The 21,606-nt window shown below is 69.7% G+C and carries 22 protein-coding genes; 6 read left to right on the forward strand and 16 right to left on the reverse strand.

Features of this window, described 5'->3' with window-relative positions; translation table 11 throughout:
* Positions 1-107: 107 nt before the first annotated feature.
* Positions 108-1,082: a DNA polymerase III subunit delta gene (gene holA / locus ON31_RS08600; protein ID WP_039811291.1), complete on the forward strand. Its 975-nt coding sequence runs from the start codon at positions 108-110 to the stop codon at positions 1,080-1,082.
* 24 nt (positions 1,083-1,106) lie between these two features.
* Here holA and ON31_RS08605 read toward each other — a convergent pair whose 3' ends face one another.
* The 4 genes from ON31_RS08605 to ON31_RS08620 form a co-directional block, all read right to left on the reverse strand.
* Positions 1,107-1,547 (reverse strand): hypothetical protein, encoded by a 441-nt coding sequence (locus tag ON31_RS08605; protein WP_051036992.1) that lies wholly within the window; start codon positions 1,545-1,547, stop codon positions 1,107-1,109.
* Positions 1,548-1,612: 65 nt separating this feature from the next.
* Complete coding sequence (locus tag ON31_RS08610; RefSeq protein ID WP_081592307.1) at positions 1,613-3,127, reverse strand: vWA domain-containing protein; 1,515 nt, start codon at positions 3,125-3,127, stop codon at positions 1,613-1,615.
* A 4-nt stretch (positions 3,128-3,131) separates the two neighbouring features.
* Positions 3,132-4,016 carry an AAA family ATPase gene (locus tag ON31_RS08615; protein ID WP_029927231.1) on the reverse strand — a complete coding sequence of 295 codons (885 nt, stop codon included), beginning with the start codon at positions 4,014-4,016 and terminating at the stop codon, positions 3,132-3,134.
* A 70-nt stretch (positions 4,017-4,086) separates the two neighbouring features.
* Positions 4,087-5,355 carry a glutamate-5-semialdehyde dehydrogenase gene (locus ON31_RS08620; RefSeq protein WP_039811294.1) on the reverse strand — a complete coding sequence of 423 codons (1,269 nt, stop codon included), beginning with the start codon at positions 5,353-5,355 and terminating at the stop codon, positions 4,087-4,089.
* A 111-nt stretch (positions 5,356-5,466) separates the two neighbouring features.
* Here ON31_RS08620 and ON31_RS08625 point away from each other — a divergent pair, with 111 nt between their 5' ends.
* The 4 genes from ON31_RS08625 (at position 5,467) to ON31_RS08640 (ending at position 9,188) form a co-directional block, all read left to right on the forward strand.
* Positions 5,467-6,984, forward strand: coding sequence for an MFS transporter (locus ON31_RS08625; protein WP_039811296.1), 1,518 nt, complete (start codon positions 5,467-5,469; stop codon positions 6,982-6,984).
* Positions 6,985-7,123: 139 nt separating this feature from the next.
* Entirely contained in the window at positions 7,124-8,209 is a 1,086-nt protein-coding gene (locus ON31_RS08630) for an LLM class flavin-dependent oxidoreductase (RefSeq protein WP_039811297.1), read from the forward strand.
* A gap of 65 nt (positions 8,210-8,274) precedes the next feature.
* Complete coding sequence (locus ON31_RS08635; RefSeq protein WP_039811300.1) at positions 8,275-8,820, forward strand: YceI family protein; 546 nt, start codon at positions 8,275-8,277, stop codon at positions 8,818-8,820.
* Between the two features lie 41 nt (positions 8,821-8,861).
* Positions 8,862-9,188 (forward strand): GNAT family N-acetyltransferase, encoded by a 327-nt coding sequence (locus ON31_RS08640; RefSeq protein WP_039811302.1) that lies wholly within the window; start codon positions 8,862-8,864, stop codon positions 9,186-9,188.
* A 26-nt stretch (positions 9,189-9,214) separates the two neighbouring features.
* On the opposite strand, the gene ON31_RS08645 is transcribed toward ON31_RS08640, so the two are convergent.
* The 7 genes from ON31_RS08645 to ON31_RS08675 all read right to left on the reverse strand — a co-directional run bounded on the left by ON31_RS08645 (position 9,215) and on the right by ON31_RS08675 (position 15,037).
* Entirely contained in the window at positions 9,215-10,435 is a 1,221-nt protein-coding gene (locus tag ON31_RS08645) for a cytochrome P450 family protein (protein WP_039811306.1), read from the reverse strand.
* Between the two features lie 9 nt (positions 10,436-10,444).
* Positions 10,445-11,614 (reverse strand): cytochrome P450 family protein, encoded by a 1,170-nt coding sequence (locus tag ON31_RS08650; RefSeq protein ID WP_228809542.1) that lies wholly within the window; start codon positions 11,612-11,614, stop codon positions 10,445-10,447.
* 77 nt (positions 11,615-11,691) lie between these two features.
* Complete coding sequence (locus ON31_RS08655; protein WP_029927213.1) at positions 11,692-12,297, reverse strand: GTP-binding protein; 606 nt, start codon at positions 12,295-12,297, stop codon at positions 11,692-11,694.
* Entirely contained in the window at positions 12,272-12,619 is a 348-nt protein-coding gene (locus tag ON31_RS08660) for a DUF742 domain-containing protein (protein WP_029927211.1), read from the reverse strand. The genes ON31_RS08655 and ON31_RS08660 overlap by 26 nt, the downstream gene beginning before the upstream one ends.
* Positions 12,616-13,044, reverse strand: a complete 429-nt coding sequence (locus tag ON31_RS08665; protein WP_029927209.1) for a roadblock/LC7 domain-containing protein — start codon at positions 13,042-13,044, stop codon at positions 12,616-12,618. The genes ON31_RS08660 and ON31_RS08665 overlap by 4 nt, the downstream gene beginning before the upstream one ends.
* Before the next feature lie 35 nt (positions 13,045-13,079).
* Complete coding sequence (locus ON31_RS08670) at positions 13,080-14,273, reverse strand: ATP-binding protein (protein ID WP_255222026.1); 1,194 nt, start codon at positions 14,271-14,273, stop codon at positions 13,080-13,082.
* Positions 14,274-14,458: 185 nt separating this feature from the next.
* Positions 14,459-15,037 carry a TetR/AcrR family transcriptional regulator gene (locus ON31_RS08675; protein WP_029927205.1) on the reverse strand — a complete coding sequence of 193 codons (579 nt, stop codon included), beginning with the start codon at positions 15,035-15,037 and terminating at the stop codon, positions 14,459-14,461.
* Positions 15,038-15,171: 134 nt separating this feature from the next.
* On the opposite strand from ON31_RS08675, the gene ON31_RS08680 reads away from it, so the two are divergent.
* Entirely contained in the window at positions 15,172-16,890 is a 1,719-nt protein-coding gene (locus ON31_RS08680; RefSeq protein WP_039811310.1) for a nitroreductase family deazaflavin-dependent oxidoreductase, read from the forward strand.
* Positions 16,891-16,963: 73 nt separating this feature from the next.
* Here ON31_RS08680 and ON31_RS08685 read toward each other — a convergent pair whose 3' ends face one another.
* The 5 genes from ON31_RS08685 to ON31_RS08705 all read right to left on the reverse strand — a co-directional run bounded on the left by ON31_RS08685 (position 16,964) and on the right by ON31_RS08705 (position 21,602).
* Positions 16,964-17,995, reverse strand: a complete 1,032-nt coding sequence (locus tag ON31_RS08685) for a zinc-binding dehydrogenase (RefSeq protein WP_039811314.1) — start codon at positions 17,993-17,995, stop codon at positions 16,964-16,966.
* Position 17,996: 1 nt separating this feature from the next.
* Positions 17,997-19,208 (reverse strand): LLM class flavin-dependent oxidoreductase, encoded by a 1,212-nt coding sequence (locus ON31_RS08690; protein ID WP_039811317.1) that lies wholly within the window; start codon positions 19,206-19,208, stop codon positions 17,997-17,999.
* A gap of 69 nt (positions 19,209-19,277) precedes the next feature.
* On the reverse strand, positions 19,278-20,156 hold the full coding sequence (locus tag ON31_RS08695) for a VOC family protein (RefSeq protein ID WP_039811319.1): 879 nt from the start codon (positions 20,154-20,156) through the stop codon (positions 19,278-19,280).
* A 40-nt stretch (positions 20,157-20,196) separates the two neighbouring features.
* A complete protein-coding gene (locus ON31_RS08700; protein ID WP_051036993.1) occupies positions 20,197-21,276 on the reverse strand; it encodes a ferredoxin--NADP reductase in 1,080 nt (359 codons plus the stop codon).
* Between the two features lie 80 nt (positions 21,277-21,356).
* Positions 21,357-21,602, reverse strand: coding sequence for a hypothetical protein (locus tag ON31_RS08705; RefSeq protein WP_039811321.1), 246 nt, complete (start codon positions 21,600-21,602; stop codon positions 21,357-21,359).
* Positions 21,603-21,606: the final 4 nt, after the last annotated feature.

A 21,606-nucleotide genomic window follows, 5' to 3' on the forward strand; every position in this document is an offset into this window, starting at 1 on the left:
ACATCCGATGGCGGGGTGCGGCGAATTCGCTCGCGTCCACCGCACGCCGCCACCGTCGTACCGCCCGGCGGCACGGGCTGTCGGTGTGGCCTCGTAGGATCGGCTGCGTGACCGAACGCCCCGCGCCTCTGCATCTCGTGCTCGGTGAAGAAGAGCTGCTCATCGAGCGGGCCGTCAGCGCGATCACCGCGCAGGCGCGGGCGGTGACGGAGGATCCGGATGCCATGCCGGTGGATCGGATGCGGGCGGGCGACGCCAGTACGGCCGAACTGGCGGAAATGCTGAGTCCGTCGCTGTTCGCCGAAGACCGGGTGATCATTCTGGAGTCCGCGGCCGAGGCGGGCAAGGACGCGGTCGGGGTGATCCAGTCCGCCGCCGCCGCGCCGCCGGACGGCGTGGTGCTGGTGGTGCTGCACACCGGCGGCGGGCGGGCCAAGGCGCTCGCGCCCGCGCTGCAGAAGGCGGGCGCGGTGGTGCACAACTGCGCCAAGCTCACCAAGGCCAATGAACGAGCCGAGTTCGTGCGCAACGAATTCCGCGCTGCCGGGGTGCGGGCGTCCGCGGACGTGGTGCAGACGCTGCTGGAGGCCGTGGGATCGGATCTGCGCGAACTGTCCGCCGCCTGCTCACAGCTGGCCGCCGACACCGGCGGCAAGATCGACATCGCGGCGGTGCGCCGCTACTACTCCGGCAAGGCGGAGGTCTCCGGTTTCGACGTCGCCGAACTCGCGGTCTCCGGTGACCGCCCGGCCGCCATGGAGGCGCTGCGCTGGGCCACCGACCGCGGCGTCCCCGCGGTCCTGCTCGCCGACGCCCTCGCGGACTCGGTCCACACCATCGCCCGGGTCGGCTCCGCCGGCCTCCGCGCCGACCCGTTCAAAATCGCCCCCGAACTCGGCATGCCACCCTGGAAGGTCAAAAAGGCCCAAGCCCAGGCCCGCGGCTGGACCCCCGCCACCATCGGCGACGCCCTCCAGGTAGTCGCCACCCTCAACGCCGACGTCAAGGGCGGCGCCGCCGACACCAACTACGCCCTCGAACACGCCCTCGCCCGCATCCTCGACCTCCGCGACCACGCCTGACCAGATAGCCCTCAGCCCGGACACCTAGTTGGTGTATGGCAGCCTAGTCACCCTGCGTTCCCCGAAGGGTAAGCCGCCCTCGCGCGCGTCCGTTTCGCGCACGGTCGGGGGGAAGGCCATGGGTGATATGCCCTGTATATCCACCGCGATGCCGGTCGGGGTGAGGCGGGTGGCGGCGAAGTCGGTGAGGTGCGCGCCGGTGAGGGTTTGGTAGGGGTACGGGTGTTCGGGGGTCAGGGCGTCTCGTGCTGCCAGCCAGCGTGCGTATTCGTCGGCGTCGGTGAAGGCGCAGATCCAGTCGATGCCGCCGTAGGTCGAGGTGGTGATGCGGCGGTCGGGGGTGAGGGGGATCAGGAGGACGGCGTCGTGGAAGGTGTGGCGCAGGGCGGTCGGGTTGCCGAAACCGGCGTAGAAGGCGGCGACTTCCGCGCGGAAGGCGGGGGTGGTCGGGCCGAAGTCGATCATGGTTCGTCCTGCCGGGCACCGGTTTTGGCGAGGCAGTAGGCGAGCCATTCGTCCATCGCGTCTCCTCAGATCGGCAGTAGGCGGCCGACCACGGCGGTCAGCTGGCGGGCGTTGCGGCATTCGTGCATCTCGACGATTTCGGCGTACTTGCGGGCGGCGGAATCGCCGGTGCCCCACATCTTCTCGGCCTCGGGGTTGAGCCAGTAGGAGTGTTTGGCGGTGGCGGCGAGACCGCTCAGCACCGCCAGTTCCGGATCGCGGTAGTTGGTGCGGGCGTCGCCGAGGATGAGCAGGGAGGTGCGGCTGGTGACGGCGTCGGGGAAGTCGTCGGCGAAACCGCGCAGGGCCGAACCGTAGTCGGAGTGACCCTCGATGCCGACCACCCGGGTTTCGGTGAAGATGCGCTTGGTCACCTGGTCGAGCGGGGTGACCTGGTCGAACAGGCCGGTGACCTCGTCCACGCGGTCGACGAAGGCGAAAATCCGCACCCGCGAGAACTGTTCGCGCAGCGCGTTCACCAACACCATGGTGAAGCTGGAGAATCCGGCCACCGAACCCGAGATATCGCAGAGCAGTACGAGATCGGGGCGGCCGGGACGCGGTTTGCGGGTGACCAGGTTGACCGGCACCCCGCCGGTGGACATGGATTTGCGCAGCGTCTTGCGCAGGTCGATCTCGCCGCGCCGCGCCCGACGGCGGCGGGAAGCCAAGCGGGAGGCCAGCACTCGCGCCAACCGCTGCGAACTGCGGCGCAGTTCGGCCAGTTCGTTCTCGGACAGACGCAGGAAGTCGGCGTCCTCGGCCTGGCGCTGCACGCCGTAGGTGGCGACCCGCTCCCGGCCCAGCCGTTCGGCGACGCGGCGGCGGGTCTCGGCCTCCACGGTGCCGCGAAACGCCTTGACCCGCTGGCGGGCCGCGCGGCGCGCGACCTCGTTGTCGAACTCCGACGGTGCGGCATCGGTGTCCATGCCCGCGGCCAGTCCCGCCAGTAGCTTGCTCACCAGCAGTTCCGGCTGCAGATCCTTGAGGGCCTGATAGGCGGAGAAGGACGGCCCGGAGGCGGACTGGTACTGCCCCATCTCCTCGACCAGCTGCGCGGCCAGCAGCTGCAACTGCTGCGCCCGCTCCCCGGACGGGTCCTGAGCCAGCAACTCGCCCAACATCTTCCGCAGCGCGATGATGTCCACCGAACCATCGGGCCGGTGCGGGATCTCGATGTCCTCGGCTCCGACCCGCTCCCCCAGCGCCGCCGGGAACCACAGATCGAACAGCCCGTCGAAGGTGGTGCGCTGGCTGGTGCGCCGCAGCAGCGCGCACGCCAACCCCTCGCGCAGCACCTCGCGGTCCATGAGATCCAGGACGGTGACCACCCGCCCGGCATCCACGGTCTCGGACGGTCCGACCGGAATCCCCCTGGCGCGCAGGGCTTCCACGAAGCCGACCAGATGGCCGGACAGACCGTGCGGCGCGGTCGGCCCGAGTTCGGCCTGCCCGCGCGCGCCGGGGGCCGAACCGCCGCTCACCGCGCGCTTGGCGGCCGAGACCAGCGCCCGCGGAGTGTTGGGTACGCCGCCGACCATGACGTCACGCCAACTTCAGCTCATTGAGCGCGCGTAGGTGGTCGGCCTGGTGTTTGAGCACCACGCCGAGGGTGGCGCGCACCGTCTTCTCGTCCAGATCCTTGGCTCCGAGGGCGAGCAGGGTGCGCGCCCAGTCGATGGATTCGGCCACCGACGGCAGCTTCTTCAACTGCATGCCGCGCAGCACGTGCACGATCCGCACCAGCTGCGCCGCCACCGCGGGCTTCAGCTCGGGCACCCGGCTGGCCAGGATGCGCCGCTCCAATTCCTCGTCGGGGAAGTCGATGTGCAGGTACAGGCAGCGCCGTTTCAGCGCCTCGGACAGTTCGCGGGTGGCATTGGAGGTGAGCACCACGAACGGGCGGCGCGAGGCGGTGATGGTGCCCAGTTCCGGGACCGTGACCGAGAAGTCGCTCAGCACCTCGAGCAGCAGACCCTCGATCTCGACATCGGCCTTGTCGGTCTCGTCGATGAGCAGCACCGTCGGATCGGCGCGCCGGATGGCGGTCAGCAGCGGCCGGGAGAGCAGGAACTCCTCGGTGAAGACGTCGGCTTTGGTTTCGGCCCAATCGTTCTCCGACGACGCCTGGATGCGCAGGATCTGCTTGGCGTGGTTCCACTCGTACAGCGCCCGCGATTCGTCGACACCCTCGTAGCACTGCAACCGCACCAGTTCGGCCCCGGCGACCTCGGCCACGGCCTTGGACAGCTCGGTCTTGCCGACACCGGCCGGTCCCTCGATGAGCAGCGGCTTGCCCAGCCGGTCGGCGAGGAATACCGACGTGGCGGTGCCCTTGTCGGCCAGGTAGCCGGTGCGGGCGAGACGCTCGATCACATCGTCGACCGACGAGAAGATCGGCTCCTGGATGGGAGTGGATGTCGGAGCCAAGGGTGCTGTCCTTCCTGGAGGGGCGGATGGGTACACCGTACGGTGTACAAACCCATCCGCACCAGTTGTACTACACGGGCCGAATCTGCCCGTCACCCCACACGATCCACTTGGTGGAGGTCAGTTCCGGCAGGCCCATGGGGCCGCGAGCGTGCAACTTCTGGGTGGAGATGCCGATCTCCGCGCCGAAGCCGAACTGCTCACCGTCGGTGAAGGCGGTGGAGGCGTTCACCATGACAGCGGCGGCGTCCACCCGGTTGGCGAATTCGCGGGCGGCCCGCAGATCGCCGGTCACGATCGCCTCGGTGTGCCCGGTACCCCAGTGGTTGATGTGCTCGACGGCCGCGTCGAGATCGTCGACCACCTTCAGGGCGATATCCAGGGAGAGGTATTCGTCGGCCCAGTCGGTATCGGTGGCGGGCACCAGGCCAGGCAGGTCGCCGTGGATGGTGACGCCCGCACCCTCCAGCGCGGCGATCAGCCGCGGCACCGCCGTATCGGCGATGGCGGCGTCGATGAGCACCGTCTCGGCGGTGTTGCACACGCTCGGGCGGCGGGTCTTGGCATTGAGCAGAATCGATTCCGCCATCGCGAGATCCGCGCCCCGGTGCACGTAGACGTGGCAGTTGCCGGTGCCCGTCTCGATGGTCGGCACCAGCGCGTCGCGCACCACGGCGCTGATGAGTCCGGCACCGCCGCGCGGGATCACCACGTCCACCAGCCCGCGCGCCTGGATCAGGTGCGTGACGCTGGAGCGGTCCTCGGCGGGCAGCAGCTGCACGGCATCCGACGGGAGACCCTGTGCGGCAAGGGCTTCGCGCAACACCTCGACCAGCGCGGTATTGGACCGCACGGCGGACGAGGAACCGCGCAGCAGGGCGGCGTTGCCCGACTTGAGGGTGAGCCCGAAGGCGTCCACCGTGACATTGGGCCGCGCCTCGTACACCATGCCGACCACGCCGAGCGGCACCCGCACCTGCCGCAGCTCCAGGCCGTTGGGCAGGGTGGACCCGCGCACCACGTCGCCGATCGGATCCGGCAGGCCCGCGACCTGCCGCAGTCCGGAGGCGATGCCGTCGATGCGGGCCGCGGTCAGCCGCAGCCGGTCCAGCTGCGCCTCGGCGGTGCCGCCCGCCGCGGCGATCTCGATATCCTCGGCATTGGCGGCGAGCAGCCGATCCTTCGCGGCGAGCAGCGCGTCGGCGGCGGCGTGCAGCGCCTCGTTCTTGCGTGCGGTGGTGAGCTGTGCGAGCGTGCGCGAGGCCACCCGGGCCCGGCGCGCCGCCTCGTGCACCACCTCGCGGACGTTGTCCAGGTCGGCGGCAGTTCCTGCTGTCATGGGTACAGCCTAGGCGCACGCGTTCGAGCGGTTTCCGCGGCTGCGCCCCGAGCGCCTGTCACCCGCGGCCGCCGACCGGCTTTCGTCGGCGGGTGCGGTTACGGTGTGCTCATGGCCGCGAGCATTCAGATGTCGTCGGGGGCGGGACGCTGGACCCTGCTGGCGACGGTGCTCGGGTCGGGAATGGCCATGCTCGACGCCACGGTCGTGAACGTGGCACTGCCCAAGATCGCCGCGGAGTTCGGCTCCTCCATGGCCGGATTGCAGTGGACGGTCAACGCCTACACGCTGACGCTGGCGGGCCTGATCCTGCTGGGCGGATCGCTCGGGGACCGGTTCGGGCGCAAGAAGGTGTTCCTGATCGGCGTGGTGTGGTTCGCCATCGCGTCGGCGCTGTGCGGTGCGGCGCAGGATATTTCGATGCTCATCGCGGCGCGGGCGCTGCAGGGCGTGGGCGGGGCGCTGCTGACGCCCGGATCGCTCGCCATCATCCAGGCGTCGTTCGCGCGGGAGGATCGAGCCAGGGCGGTCGGCGCATGGTCCGGACTGGGCGGTGTGGCCGGTGCCATCGGACCGTTCCTGGGCGGCTGGCTGGTCGACGTCGCGGGCTGGCGGTGGGTGTTCCTGCTGAATCTGCCGCTGGCCGCCGTGGTGATCGCGGTGACGCTGCGGCACGTTCCCGAGACCTTCGACGAGGAGGCCACCGGCAGGTTCGACATTCTCGGCGCGGTGCTGGCGGCGCTGAGCCTGGCCGGAATCACCTACGCGCTCACCGAGGCTCCCGACGCGGCCGGGAACACGGCGCTGGTGATCGCCGGTGGCATGGCCGGTGTCGCCGCCGCCGTCGCCTTCATCGTGGTGGAGCGCCGCCGCACCGGAGGCGGCACGCACCCGCGCGCCATGCTGCCGGTGGACATCTTCAAGTCCCGGCAGTTCACCTCCATCAACCTGGTCACCTTCGTCATGTACGGGGCAATGGGCGTGGTGTTCTTCCTACTGGTGCTGACCTTGCAGGTGGTGGCGGGCTTCGATCCGATCGCGGCGGGCACGGCCATGCTGCCGGTCACCGTGCTCATGCTGCTGCTGTCGGCCCGGGCCGGGGCTCTCGCCCAGCGGATCGGGCCGCGCATTCCGATCACGGTCGGCGTGCTGCTCGCGGCGGTCGGCATGCTGCTCATGACCCGGATCGGACCGGACACCTCGTATCTGTGGGATGTGGTGCCCGCCGCCCTGGTCTTCGGCCTCGGGTTGTCCCTGGCGGTGGCTCCGCTCACCGCGACCGTGCTGGCCGCGGCCTCCGAACGCCACGCGGGCATAGCCAGCGGAGTGAACAATGCCGTGGCCCGCGCGGCCGGTCTGCTCGCGGTGGCCGCCATTCCACCGCTGGCGGGGCTCACCGGCGACGCCTACACCGATCCGTCGGTCTTCGCGAGCGGCTTCCGCGTGGCGCTGCTCATCTGCGTGGCGCTCATGCTCGGGGCCGCCGTCCTCACTTTCACCACCGTCCGTGACGACACACTGAGCACCGCCGCGCCGGACACCGAACCGGAGTGCAAGGTGCACTGCGCCGTGACCGGGCCGCCGCTCGAGCCGACCGAGCACGGCGCGCATCCGCACCCGCGCGACTGAGCCCGTCCCACCCGTAACCGGCACCGTGCGCCGGTCGGAATAACCACGCACCTGCTCGTCGTTCACTTGGTTGCCATGTCCACAAATTGCCGATATGGTTGCCGCATCCACCAAATGGATGCCACGACGAGGAGGACGCGTGCAGTTCGGAATCTTCACGGTCGGTGACGTCACCGCCGACCCGACCACCGGCCGCACCCCCAGCGAGGCCGAGCGCATCAAGGCGATGGTCGCCATCGCGCGGAAGGCCGAAGAGGTGGGCCTGGACGTATTCGCGACCGGCGAGCACCACAATCCCCCGTTCGTGCCGTCGTCGCCGACCACCATGCTCGCCTATATCGCGGCGCGCACCGAGAAGCTCATCCTGTCCACCGCGACCACGCTCATCACCACCAACGACCCGGTGAAGATCGCCGAGGACTTCGCCATGCTGCAGCACCTGGCCGACGGTCGCGTCGACCTCATGCTCGGACGCGGCAACACCGCACCGGTCTACCCCTGGTTCGGGCAGGACATCCGCGAGGGCATCCCGCTGGCCATCGAGAACTACCAACTGCTGCACCGGCTCTGGCGCGAGGACGTGGTGGACTGGCAGGGCCGCTTCCGCACTCCCCTCCAGGGCTTCACCGCCACGCCGCGCCCGCTCTACGGCGTCGCGCCGTTCGTGTGGCACGGTTCCATCCGCAGCCCCGAGATCGCCGAGCAGGCCGCCTACTACGGCGACGGCTTCTTCGCCAACAACATCTTCTGGCCCAAGGAGCACTTCCAGCGGCTGATCGGGCTGTACCGTCAGCGCTACGAACACTACGGACACGGTTCGGCCGATCAGGCCATCGTCGGTCTGGGCGGACAGGTGTTCATGCGCAAGAACTCCCAGGACGCCATCCGCGAGTTCCGCCCCTACTTCGACAACGCGCCCGTCTACGGCCACGGACCCTCGCTCGAGGACTTCATGGATCAGACACCGCTCACCGTGGGCAGCCCGCAGCAGGTCATCGACAAGACGCTGACCTTCCGCGAATCCTTCGGCGACTACCAGCGGCAGCTGTTCCTCATCGACCACGCCGGACTGCCGCTGTCGACCGTGCTGGAGCAGCTGGATCTGCTGGGCGAGGAGGTGATTCCGGTGCTGCGCCGGGAATTCGCCGCCGCGCGCCCGGCACACGTCCCGGACGCGCCCACCCACGCCTCGCTACTGGCACAGCGCACCGCCGCCGCCAAGTAACCGATTCGACCCCCATCGCACGACCACGACACCGCACAACCGCACAACCACAACGAGGAGTAATCATGACCGCCAGCACCACCGCCCTGACCGCCGGAACCTGGACCATCGACGCCGCGCATTCCACGCTCGGCTTCGCGGTGCGCCACCTGATGGTGTCCAAGGTCCGCGGCCGCTTCACCGACTTCTCCGGCCAACTCGTCATCGGCGAGGACGGCACCGCCAGCGCCGAGGCCGAGATCCGCGTGGACTCGGTGACCACCGACAATCCGCAGCGCGACGCCCACCTGCGCACCGCCGACTTCTTCAACGCCGAGAACTTCCCGCTGGCCACCTTCAAGTCCACCGGTTTCCGGGTCAACGGCGAGGACTTCGAGGTCGACGGCGAGTTCAGCATCGCCGGAGTCACCAAGCCGATCACCCTCGAGGTGGAGTTCCTGGGCGTGAATCCGGGCATGGGTCAGGGCCCGGTGGCCGGTTTCGAGGCCAAGACGGTCATCAATCGCCGAGATTGGGGAATCACTATCGATATGCCTCTGGCCGACGGTGGCGCGGTGATCGGCGACAAGATCACCCTCACCCTCGGCATCGAGGTCGTCCAGCAGGGCTGAACCACTTCGCCGCGCGGCGAACCGATCGAAAGCGAGGAAATATGAGCGACCCGACCGTCATCCAGCGGGACGACGCCACCCCGGAACAGTTCGATATCGAGGTGGATGGTGAACGCGCCGGACTGGCCGCTTATGTGGATACCGGTGACCAGCGCATCTTCTACCACACCGAACTCGATGATCGGTTCTCCGGCCGGGGCCTGGGCAGCGTCCTGATCCACGCGGCGCTCACCGAGACCCGGAAACAGGGCAAACGCGTCGTCCCCGTCTGCCCCTTTGTCGCGCACTTCGTGGAGAAGCACCACGACTTCGACGATCTCCTGGATCCGGTGACCCCGGAGGCCAAGGCGGCGGCCACGGCCGACTAGCGCGGCCGCCGCGACAGGTCTCCCGGCTACGCCTCCAGATACACCGGCAGGGCGGCGTGCCCGTTGGAGATGAAGCTGGCCAGGGGTGTCAGCTGGTCCGGCGTGACCGCGAGCCGCATGTCCGGGAAGCGCCGGAACAGCGCGGGCAGCGCGGAATTGGCCTCCAGCCGGGCCAGCGGGGCACCCAGGCAGTGGTGCGCGCCGTACCCGAAGGCCATATGGCTCTTGTCCGCCCGCGCCAGGTCGAGCTGGTCGGCGGTATCCCCGTGCACCTTCGGGTCGCGGCCGGGTCCGGCGTAGCAGGCCAGGATCGGATCGCCCTTGGCGATGCGCACGCCGTCGAGTTCGATGTCGTCCACCGCGTAGCGCAGCGGCACATGCACGACCGCACCCTCCAGCCGCAGCGATTCCTCCACCAGATCCGACCAGGCCGCCCGGCCCGCCATCAGGTCGGCGCGCGCTTCCGGATGGGTGAGGGTGGCGAAAATAGCCTGGTCCAACAGGTTGATGGTGGTCTCGTGCCCGGCGGTGATGACCAGCAGCAGGGTGTCGACGAGTTCCTGCTCCCCCAGCGTCGACCCGTCCTCGTCGCGGGCGGTGATGAGCACACTGGTCATATCGTCGCCCGGCGTCTCGCGCTTGTAGGCGATGAGCTCACCCAGAATCCGATAGAGCTCCAGGTAGTTCGCCTGCGACTCCTCGGGGCCGAGGGTGGTGTCGAAGACGCCGTCGGCGCACTTGCGCAGGCCGGGCACCAATTCGTCGGGCACACCCATGAGTTCGGAGATCACCCGGATCGGCAGCGGGTAGCAGAACGCCTCCCGCAGATCGACCGGCTCCCCGGCCGGAGTGGCGGCGATGGCGTCGAGCAGTTCCGCGGTGATGGCCTCGATGCGCGGTTGCAGGGCCGCGGTGCGGCGCGCGGTGAAGGCGGGCGCGACGAGTCGGCGCAGCCGCCGATGATCGGCCCCGTAGGCGGTGAACATATTGTTGACCGCCACCCACAGGAACAGCGGCCAGTCCTGCGGGATCTCACCGTTGATGAAGGCGGGCCAGTGCTGGCGCGGATCCTTGGAGACGCGCGAATCGGTGAGCAGGCTCTCCAGCAGCGCGGTGTCGGTGACCGACCACGCGGTCACGCCGCCGGGCAGTTCCACCAGGCTCGCCGGTCCGCGCTCGCGTAGTCGATGGATCTCGCCCTGGATGTCGGCGCCCGTGGGATCCAGGACGATGGGGTCGGTGGTCACGCTTTCTCCTTACGGCACGGTCAACGGGGCAGTCGGGGGGAAGACGACCGGCAGCGCGGTGAGGGACCGGTGGAAAGGTCCCGGCCGCCAGGCCAATTCGTCCACGGCGACGCCGAGCCGCAGGTCGGGCAGTGCGTCGAGCAGTTGGTCGATGGCGTCCTCGGCGATCAGGTACGCCGTCGGGCGGGCCGGGCAGGCGTGCGGTCCGACGCCCCAGGACAGATGCGCGCGATTGTGCAGCGTCCGCCCCGCACCGATGTCCGGATCGTTGTTGCAGGCGGCCATGCTGATCACCACCGGCTGATGCGCGGGCAGCCACACCCCGTCGATGAGCATGGGCTGGCGCGGATAGCTCACGCAGTAGTTGGCCATGGGCGGATCGGTGTAGAGCACCCGGTCCAGGGCATCGCGGGTGGTGAGGCTGCCCGCGTGCAGGCCGTCGGCCAGGGTGCTGTCGACGAGCATGTGCCGCAGCGCGTTCACGATGAGGTTCTGGGCCGGTTCGATGCCCGCGCCGTAGAGGGTGACGATCTGGTGGATCATCTCCTCGTCGGACAGTTCGGCCGGATCGGCCGCCAGTCGGGAGACGATGTCGTCGCCGGGCCGGGATCGCTTGCCGAGCACCAGTTCCAGAATGGCCTCGGTGAGGACGCGGTTGCCCTGTTCGGCGTCGACGCCGTCGAAGATGGCGGCCATACCGGCGGCGATGCGCTGGCCGATCTCCGCCGGGCAGCCCAGCAGGGCGTTGACCGCCTCGAAGGCGAGCGGAAACGCGTACTGGGCCATCAGATCCGCGCTTCCGGACGCGCAGAAGGCGTTGATCAGCGGTATCGCGATGCGCTCCACGGTGTCGTGCAGGGCGTAGAGGTCCACGGCGCGGATGGCCGCCACATTGGCCTGCCGGTACCGAATGTGCTCATTGCCCGCGCTGCGCAGGGCGTTCGGCCGCCATTCCAGCATCGGCATGATCGGGCTGTCGGCGGGTGCGGTGCGCTGCCAGTACCGGGGATCGGCGGGAAAGTGCTCGGGGTCGTTGAGGATTCGCACGGCGGTGCGGTATCCGATGACCAGGGTGGCGGGTATGCCCGGAGCGAGGTCGACCGGGGCCATCGGGCCGAAGCGGCGGCGCATCTCGGCGTAGGCGCCGTGCGGGTCGGCCGCGAATTCGGCGGTGTACATGGCGATCCGGGGTCCATCGGAGCCGATGGGCGAGCCGTAGGGCACCGGGGCGGTGATCGGCTCGATGAAATTGCGGGTCACCGCATGGACCCCGCACGGCGGGACAGGTATTCCACCAGCGTGATCAGGGAACGCACACAGGTGCCGCGATCGCGGGCGTCGAGCGCCATCAGCGGGGTGTCGGGGGTGAGGTCGAGTGCGTCACGCACCTCCTCGAGCGGGTACCGGACCGCGCCGTCGAACTCGTTGATGCCGACGGCGTAGGGCACCTCACGCTCCTCCAGCAGCGCCAGCACCTCGTCGGACTGTTCGATCCGCCGGGTGTCGACCAGGACCAGCGCGCCCAGCGCGCCGCGGGCCAGCTCCTCCCACAGCGGGACGAAGCGATGCTGTCCCGGGGTGCCGAACAGGTACAGGGCCAACCGCGGATTCAGGGTGATGCGGCCGAAGTCCATGGCCACGGTGGTGGTCGTTTTACCGGGCAATCCGGCCATATCGTCCACGCCCACACTGGCTTCGGTAATGGTCTCCTCCGTGTGCAGCGGCCGGATCTCGGAAACGCTGGCGACGAAGGTGGTCTTGCCGACGCCGAAATTGCCCGCCACCAACAGCTTCACCGACCGGGTGACGGTATCGGGAACGTGATCGACGACGAGCTCAGGCCGAGAGAGCGCGGAGCCCATTCAGTACCTCCTCCAGCAACGCAGCATCCGGCAGTTCCTCGGCCGGGGTAGGAGTGGTCAGGTGTCCGCTGTCGAGCAGGTCGGCTGCGACGATCTTCACGACGGACGGCGGCAGGTCGAGATATGCCGCGACCTCGGCGAGCGACAGGACACCACGACGGCAGATGCTCAGCACCCGGATCGCGTCGGGAGTGGCCCCGGGGTCGGGTTCCCGCGCCGCGATCACCAGGGTGACCAAGCCCAGATTCCGGGTCGGCCGGCTCCGGCCGCCCGTGCGCACGTACGCCCGGACCAGGTCCGGATCCCGCCGCTGCCCGGTCATTGCAGGTCGCCGCCAACCCTCTGGTTCGACATCGAACCCAGTTCGTGCCCGACGCGGACCGCGAGCGCGTTCATGCGGTGCGCGACCAGGCTGACGTCCACCTCGGTGGTGGTGGCCACCCCTAGCAGCGCACCCACGCCGGCGGCGGTTATGAAGATCATCCCGCCGTCGTACTCGGTCATGTTCTGGCGCACCGAGTTCGAATTGCCGCAGAATTCGCCGAGCGCCTTGCCCAGTGAACGCAGGCCCGACGCCGCGGCGGCGAAGCGCTCGGCGTCGTCCACACCGATACCACCGGTGTGCGCGATCCGGAGCCCGTCGTCGGAGAGTAGGACGGCGAAACGCACGCCTGGAATCTCCAATTCGCTGAGCATCCACGCCAATTTGTTGGCGCGTTCGGTTACGGCGGTGCCGGGTGTTCCCATCGGAAACGTCATCCCTTCGGTGTCAACGTGCGCTGTCAACGCGCGGCGGCGCGGCCGCTCTGCGAACCGCTGTGCCAGGCGGCGGCGATATCGGGTCGAGCAATGGTGCTGGTGTCCTGCTGCGTTTCCGCCTCAGGGCGCGGCTCCCGAGCGGTGCCCACGGCCGCGAGCGCGGGCGACCGGCGACGGCGTTTGGGCAGACCACCTTCGGTGATATCGCGCACCGATGCGGGCTCCTCGGTCGGCGCCGGGGCCGGCGCGGGGTCGGGTGCGGGGGCGTCGACCTGCGGCACCGGCACCACCTCGGTGGCCGGGCCGTCGACTCCGGCGCGGCGGGGAACGAACAGCGCCTCGGGCACGAACACCATCGCCCTGGTGCCGCCGTAGGCGTTGGGGCCGTCCACGTAGACGGTGAAGCCGTAGCGGCGGGCCAGCGCGGAGACGCTGGGGAAGCCGACGCGGGGGGTGGGTCCGAGCTGGTGGATGTCGACCGAGCGCTCACCCGCGAGCACCTGGCGGGCCTCCTCCATCTGCTCGTTGTTCATGCGCACGCCGGCGTCGTCGATGATGATGGTGACGCCGTGGTGCCCCTCCTGGAATCCGACGTCCACGTACGAGGTGGGCGGCGAATAGCGCAGGGCGTTGTCCAGCAGCGTCGCGATGGTGTGCACCAGCGGTTCCACGGCGCGGCTGATGACCACCCGGTCGAGCTGGTTGAACCGCACCCGGGTGAAGTCGCGCACGCGGCCGATCGCGCCGCCGACGATGTCGGTGAGCGGCTGCTGCGGCCAGCGGCGGCCCGGCAGGCCACCGGAGACGATCACGTACGACTGGGCCTGGCGCAGCATCTGCTGCACGCTGTGGTCGATCCGGGTGAGGGTTTCGTAGACCTCGTCGCCGCGATGTTCACGCAGCGCGTTGCTCACCACCTGACCCACGTCCACGCCGAGGCTCACCACGGAGGTGCCGAAGGAGCGCACCGCCGCGCCGGTGGCCGTACGCGCACCGGATTCCAGTTCGGCGCGCACCGATGCCTCGGCACGGGCGACGGCTTGGCGCGCTTCCTCTTCGAATTCGAGTCGGCTCTGCTCCCAGGCTTCGGTGCGCATCCGAAGCTCGTGCTCCAGCGCCCGGGCGCGCGTGCGCTCCCGTACCGCATAGGCACCGAGCGCTCCGAGGAGCAACAGAGCGACGACCCAGGAAATCACCATGGCGATGGATAGATTCACAGCGTTCGGTCTCGCCCTTCCTCGCAGCTCATGTCGAGTGTTCGGAGATCGCGCGCGCGGCAGCGGCTTTCATTGCGCACGGACTGCGATCCCGACGACTCGAACACAGTAGCAGCATCACAGCGAATCCTCGACCGACTCTGCAAGATCGGAAAACCGTGCACTGCACGGTATTACGCGAGGTGTCAGTTCGCGGTGGCGGCGGCGCGGGTGTACTGGGCGACCAGGGCGGTCAACTGCTTCCCGGTGCGCTCCAACGGTTCGGTGGACCGCTGTGCCAATGACATGACAATCGCGCCCTCTACTGCGGCGATGATGGTGGTCGCCAGCGTGCGCGCGGTCTCGGGGTCGACCTGCTCGGCCCGCAGGCGCTCGGTGAGGATGTCCTCCCATTCGGCGAAGACGTCCCCCGCGGCGTCGGCGGCGGCCGCCGATTCCGCGCGCCCCAGCGCGGCGGCCACGATCGGGCAGCCCGCGGAGAAATCGCTGGCTATGAGGGCTTCACGCCAGATCCCCGGCACGGCGGCGATACCGGAGACCACATCGGCGCCGGCCGCGAAAGTTCGGATAAGGGCACTTGACGCCGCACCGGCCGCCCGGGTGGCCTCGGCGACCAGTTCGGCCTTGCCGCCCGGGAAGTTCAGATAGATCGAGCGACGCGAGATGCCGCTGTGCTCGAGCAGTTGCGCCACACCGGTGCCCGCGATGCCGTAGCGGCGCATGAGGTCGATCGCACTGTCGACCAGTTTGTCCCTGGCTCCCATCCGCGCACCCCTTTCCGCGTCGGCCCGCGATGATCAGTCTACGGCTTGTCCTAGACCGGTTGGTGTACTACCGTCCGAGTATACCGATTGGTCTACCAACCCGGGCAACCACTCCACACGAACGGGGGCCAACGATGCCGACCCTGCACGATCCACTACCGCTCGCCTGCGGCCGGACCCTGCCCAACCGGATCATGAAGTCCGCCCTCAGCGAGGGCCTGGGCAACGCCGACCTCGCACCCGACGAACGCCTGGAACGGCTGTACCGCCGCTGGGGCGCGGGCGGCTACGGACTGCTCGTCACCGGCAATGTCATGGTGGACGGCCGCCACCTCGGCGAACCGGGCAATGTGGCCATGGAGGACGAGCGCCACCTCGGAGCGCTGACCCGCTGGGCCAAGGCGGGCAAGGACGGCGGCACGCCGGTGTGGGTCCAGCTGAACCACCCGGGTCGGCAGGCCAACCCGCTCGTCACCCGGCACCGCCCGGTCGCCCCGTCGGCCGTCGCGCTGACCATTCCGGGCCTGCCCGCCCCGCGCGAACTCACCGAGGACGAGATCCTGGACATCGTCGGCCGCTTCGGCACCGCCGCCCGGGTGGCGGAGGCGGCCGGATTCGACGGCGTGCAGATCCACGGGGCACACGGCTACCTGGTGTCGCAGTTCCTGTCGCCGCTGTCGAATCGCCGCACCGACGCCTGGGGCGGTGATCCCGAGCGGCGGGCGCGATTCGTGCTCGAGGTGGTGAAATCCATTCGGGCTCAGGTGAGCCCCGGTTTCGCCCTCGGAATCAAGTTGAACTCGGCCGACTTCCAGCGCGGCGGCTTCACCGAAGCGGAATCGCGCGACGTGGTGGCCCGGCTGGCGGCCGAAGCCGTCGACCTCATCGAGATCAGCGGCGGCAGTTACGAATCCCCCGCCATGATGGGCCGGCCGCGCACGGTCGCGGCGAGCACCCGCGCCCGGGAGGCGTACTTCCTGGACTACGCCGACACCGTGCGCCGCGTGGCCGGGACCACGCCGATCGCGGTGACCGGCGGGTTCCGCTCCGCCGCGGCCATGGCCGAGGCGGTCGCCTCCGGGCGCTGCGATGTGGTCGGGCTGGGCCGCCCGACCGCCGTGTTCCCCACCGCCGCGGCCGATCTGCTCACCGGGCGCACCGAGGTGCTGCGCCCGCCGCACGTCACCCTGGGCCTGCCGCCGCGGTTGGCGGCCAACGGCAATCTGAAAGCGTTCGACGGCGCGCTGGATCTGCAGTGGCACACCGACCAGCTGCACCGCATGGGCTCCGGGGCGGATCCGGATCCGGCCCGCTCCCCCTGGCTCACGGCCGTGAACATGGTGCGCCACCACGGTATCGACGCCTTCCGCAGCAAGCGCTCCCCCGCCTCGCGCTCCGCCGACGACCGGGCGGCCCGCAAGTTCCGGCGGGAACGCGCGCTCGGCCGCTACCTCATGAATCCGACGGTGCGGGCGCTGGATCGGGTGGGCGTGCGCACCACGCTGGCCACCGAGATCGAGACCATCGGCCGCAAATCCGGTGCCCCGCGCCGGGTTCCGGTCTCGGTGCTGTTCGACGACGAGGGCGCGTGGATGATCTGCCAGCACGGCATGCGCTCGGGGTGGGGTCGCAATATCGCCGAGAATCCGACCATCCGGGTGCGCCAGGGCGATCGGTGGCGCACCGGCACCGCCACCCTGCTGCCGGAGGACGACGTGGTGGCGCGAGCGCGTACCTTCGCACCGCATCCGCTGCTGGCGCCACTGGCCCGAACCATGTTCGCCGCGCTGGAGACGACTCCCGTCACCGTGCGCGTCACCTTCACCGATCAGGATTCTCCCGTCCGATCCTGAAACCCGATGAATACCCGACGGCGGTCGTTCGAATCCAGTGCTCGAACGACCGCCGTCGGCCCTGCCCGGGGGCTCACAGATCCGGACGGACCAGGATCTGGATGTGGTCGTCGGGGCGGCGCAGCGCCTCGATCGCTCCCGCGACGCCGTCGAAACCGACCTCGTCGGTGATGAGCGAGGCCGCGTCGACGGTGCCCTCGGCGATGCGGCGCAGGGTGCGCGCGTACTCCTCGTGCGGGTACACCATGCACATCTGCACCGAGATGTCCTTGTAGATGCCCACGATGGGCCGGATCACGTCATCGGTCATGACCGCGCCCACCTGGAGAATCCGGGTTTCGCGCGGACACCGGTACAGCAGGTCGTTGAGCAGTCCGGGCACCGCGGCGCACACCCAGACGTGCAACTGCTGCCCGGGCGCGGCCAGCTCCCGCCAGACGTCCACGGGGTCCTCGGCGGCCGGATCGATCACCCGGTGCGCCCCCAACCGGAGCGACGCCGCCCGGCGCAGCGGGGACGGATCCGAGGCGACGATCGGTGCCGCGCCACGCTCCGCGAGCGCCGCCACCGCACCCAGACCCACGGGCCCGCAGCCGATCACGACGCCGGTGCCCTCCGGACCGATACCCGTGCGGGCGACATTGCCGAAGCCGACGGCCAGCGGTTCGGTCAGGGCGGCCACCCGCGGCAGCACATGGTCGGGAATGGGCTCCAGCGCCATGGCCTGCAACACCATGCGCTCCCCGTAGCCGCCCGGGAAGTCGTTGGAGTACCCGACGCCGTGGATGCCGCCCGCCGCGTCCAGCGCCCACGGCAGCGCGACCACGGCCTGCCCCTCGGTGTAGGGCGTATCCGGTCCGGCCCCGATCACCCGGGCCGCCAGTTCATGGCCCATGACCAGGTCGCGGTGCGGGTCGAACAGGAAGGTGGGCACGCCGCTGTCGCGGGACGCCTGCAGGAATGCGTCGGTGTGGTCGAGGGCCTGTTTGTCGGAACCGCAGATCCCGCAGGCGATCGTCTCCACCAGCACCTGACCGGGTCCGGGCACCGGTTCGGGCACCTCGTCGACCACGAGCCGCCGATCACGCATGACTACCGCGCGCATCTCACTGTCCTTCCCGACGGGGCCGGAGCGCGGCGGCCAGCGCCTGTCCGTGCCGTTCGAAGGCGGCCTCCACTCCGGCCCGCATACCGGACATGAGTCGCTCACTATTGGCGTTGGCCCAGTCCAGCGAGGCCACCCGATTGCGGTTCGCGCGGGTGAAGTGCGGAATGACGTGTTCGGCGAACAGCCGCGCCGAACGTCGGGTGGCGTCCCGGTCGGCCACGTCGAGCGCCAGCACCAGGAAGGTGCCGAATCCGCCGGACTGCTCGGCCAGATCGGTGATGGCGGCGATGGCGTCATCCGGGGTGCCGATGGTGGCCCGGCCGAAGGCGGGGAATCCGGGGCCGACCCACTGTGCCACCGCCTCGGCGGCGGTATCGCCCCAGGGCACGTCCATGCCGCTGAGCTTGCGGATGTAGTCCACCAGATGCCCGATGCCCCATTCGACTTCGCGCCGCGCCTGGTCGCGGGTCTCGGCCAGGTGCATGGGTGCGACCAGCCGCCAGTCGGCGCGGCGCACGGTGTGGCCGTGCTCGGCCATGGTCTGCTCGTAGACCCGGAAGTTGGGCAGCAGCGCCTCGTAGCCGCTGGGATCGGAGGCCGCGAGGGAGAGCAGCCCGGCGCCGTGGCGTCCGGCCAGCACCGCACCGGACGGCGAGATCGTGGACGCCACCGCCATTTCCAGGCCGTGCTGCTGATAGGGCAGCAGTTGCAGGCGGGCCTCGTCGAGCTCGAACCAGTTCGTCTTGGCCGTGACCACCTCACCGCGGAACAGCCGGACGAGTACGTCCATCGACTCGTGCATCATGTCGCGCTGGCGGGGCTGGGGTATGCCCATCATGGCCGCGTCGGAGGCCAGCTGCCCCGGACCGATGCCCATCATGAGCCGCCCCTTGGTGAGATGGTCGACCAGGCACAACCGATCGGCCAGCATCATCGGCTGGTGATAGGGCAGTGAGTTCACGCCGGTGCCGAGCCGGATGTGGGTGGTGCGCTGCGCGGCGGCGGCCAGGAACACCTCGGGCGCTGCGATGATCTCCATTCCGGCCGAATGGTGTTCGCCCACCCAGGCTTCGGCGAAACCGAGCCGGTCGGCCAGCTCCACCAGTTCCAGGTCGCGCTGCAGTTGCAGGGTCGGATTGCCGTTCAGCGGGTGGTACGGCGCGATGAAGAAGCCGAACCGGGTGGGTCCGGACGCGGTGGGCTGATGCACGTGTCGACGCTCCTTTGCGGGTATGCAGTTGTGGGTCCGACGTTGTGGGTCCGACGGGGTGGGGCCGGGTCAGCCTCGGGCCCATTCGTGACCCCAGTAGCTGTCGGCGGTCATCTCCTCGGCGACGTAGTCGTCGCCGACAAGCATTCCCGCGCAGCCGAATTCGAGATCCCAGCCGCCCGGCGTGCGGACGTAGAAGGAGATCATCTTGTCGTTGGTGTGGCGGCCCAGGGTGGAGGAGAGGTGGTAGCCCGCCGTGGTGACGCGGTCCAGGGCGCGGCCGACGTCGTCGAGCGTGTCCACCTCGACCATCACGTGCACGATGCCCGGTCCGTCGGGACGGCTGCCCGGGATGAGGGCCAGGCTGTGGTGGCGGGCGTTGACGCCCAGGAACCGGATCCAGATCGGCTGCTGCGGCGGACCCACCCGGAAGGAGCCGCGCGCGGTGAAATCCAGTACCTCGGTGTAGAACCGGCGCGCGGCCTCGATATCGCGCACCGGCAGCACCACATGCCCGAGTCCCAGCTCGCCGGTGACGAAGCGGGCGCCGTGCCGGGTGAGCACCGGGCTGTGGTCGAGCAGCGGACCGTGGAACACCTCGATGGTGAAGCCCGACGGATCGGTGAACGCGATGGCCTCCTCCACGTGCCGGGCCGCGGCCTCGGCCGGTGACAGCGCGGTGACCGCGACGCCCGCCTGCTCCAGGGTTTCCCGCACCAGGGTCAGCGACCGGCCGTCGGCCACCTGCCAGCCCACGGCGATCACCTCGTCGCGGTCGCCGGGCACCAGTTCGAAGCGGTAGGTGTGCTCATCGGTGCGCAGGTAGACCGAATCCGGATTCGGCCCCGACCCCTCCGCGAAACCGATGGTGTCGAAGGCGAATTCACGCCAGGCCCGCACGTCGGCGATACGCGCCCGCACATAGCCGAGGGAGCTGAGGACAGCCATGGGAACTCCTCTGGGTTCGGAGGGAATCGGTTCGGGGGAATCAGGAATAGGTGACCGAGACGTCGTCGGTCTCCGGGACGGCCTGACAGGCGAGCACATAGCCCTCGGCCAGGTCCTCGTCCGTGAGCACCTCGTTGCGGCGCATGGCGACCGCACCCGAGACCACCCGACACACGCAGGCGCTGCACGCCCCCTCCCGGCAGGAGTAGGGCGCTTCGATGCCCTGCGCCAGCAGGGCGTCCAGCAGGGTCCGGCGGCGCGGCCAGTGCACCTCGTGCTGCTCGCCGTCGAGCTCCACGTGTGCCGTCGCCGGCGCGCCGGAGTCGGGTCCGTCGTCGAGCGCGGTGTCGGTACCGGTGTCCTCGAAGGGGTTTCCGGTGAGCGAGACGAACTTCTCCAGGTGCACCCGCTCGCGGTCCGCGCCGAGTTGCGTCATGGCCGACGTGACCGCGTCCATGAACGGGCCCGGGCCGCAGACGAAAACCTCCCGCCCCGCCCAGGGGCGCGCCACCGCCGCCAGCTGCGCCACGGTCGGCAGGCCCTGCACGCTCTCCAGCCACTGCCAGACCAGCAACCGCTCCGGATGCGCCGCGGCGAGTGCGGCGAGTTCGCCCGCGAAGATCACCGATTCGGCGTCGCGATTGGCGTAGAACAGCGTGATGTGGCCGGTGCCCTCGGCGAGTGCGGCCTTGAGTATCGACAGGACGGGGGTGATACCGCTGCCCGCGCCGAACAGCAGCAGGTCGGTGTCCAGCGAGGCGGGGGTGAACAGGCCCGCCGGGGGCAGCGCCTCCAGGGTGGTGCCCGCGACGGCGTTGTCGCACAACCAGTTCGAGCCGTAGCCGCCGGGGGTGCGTTTCACGGTGACCTTGAGCGGGCCACCCTCGTGCGGTGCGCTCGACAGCGAATAGCAGCGGCTCACCGAACCGGTCAGCGCACTGGGGATGCGCAGGGTCAGGAACTGGCCGGGCCGGTAGCCGAAGCGCGCGGCGTGCGCCGGTTCGGGCGCGAGTTCCAGCGACACCGCGTCGTGGGTTTCCCGCACCACGCGCACCACCCGCACGCTGGCGACAGCACCGCCGTGTCTGGCGCTGTCCGGTTCCAGCTCTGTCACCGTCATCCATTCCTCCAGTACTCTTCACGCGCACCGCACCGCGGCGGCCGCCGTCGTCGTCGCGGGTGACCGGTTCGGCGCGACACTCAGCGCAGCGTCCGGCCGCGGGTGCGCACGTCCGCGTCGCGCGTGCTCACGCCCAATTCCCCAGCCGCCACCGCGATTTCGATGCTGTCCCGCAGCGCCGGGCAGGTATGCGAGCGCAGTCCGTCACGGGCCAGACCGGTACACGCGGCCACGGCCGCACTGTTCCACTGCACGCTGGTGTGCTGCGGGCTGAACTTCTCCACCGAGACGCACGTCCCGCAGGACCGGCACGAAACCTGTTCCATGGCA

The organism is Nocardia otitidiscaviarum NBRC 14405, from assembly GCF_000308635.1.
Lineage (GTDB): Bacteria > Actinomycetota > Actinomycetes > Mycobacteriales > Mycobacteriaceae > Nocardia > Nocardia otitidiscaviarum.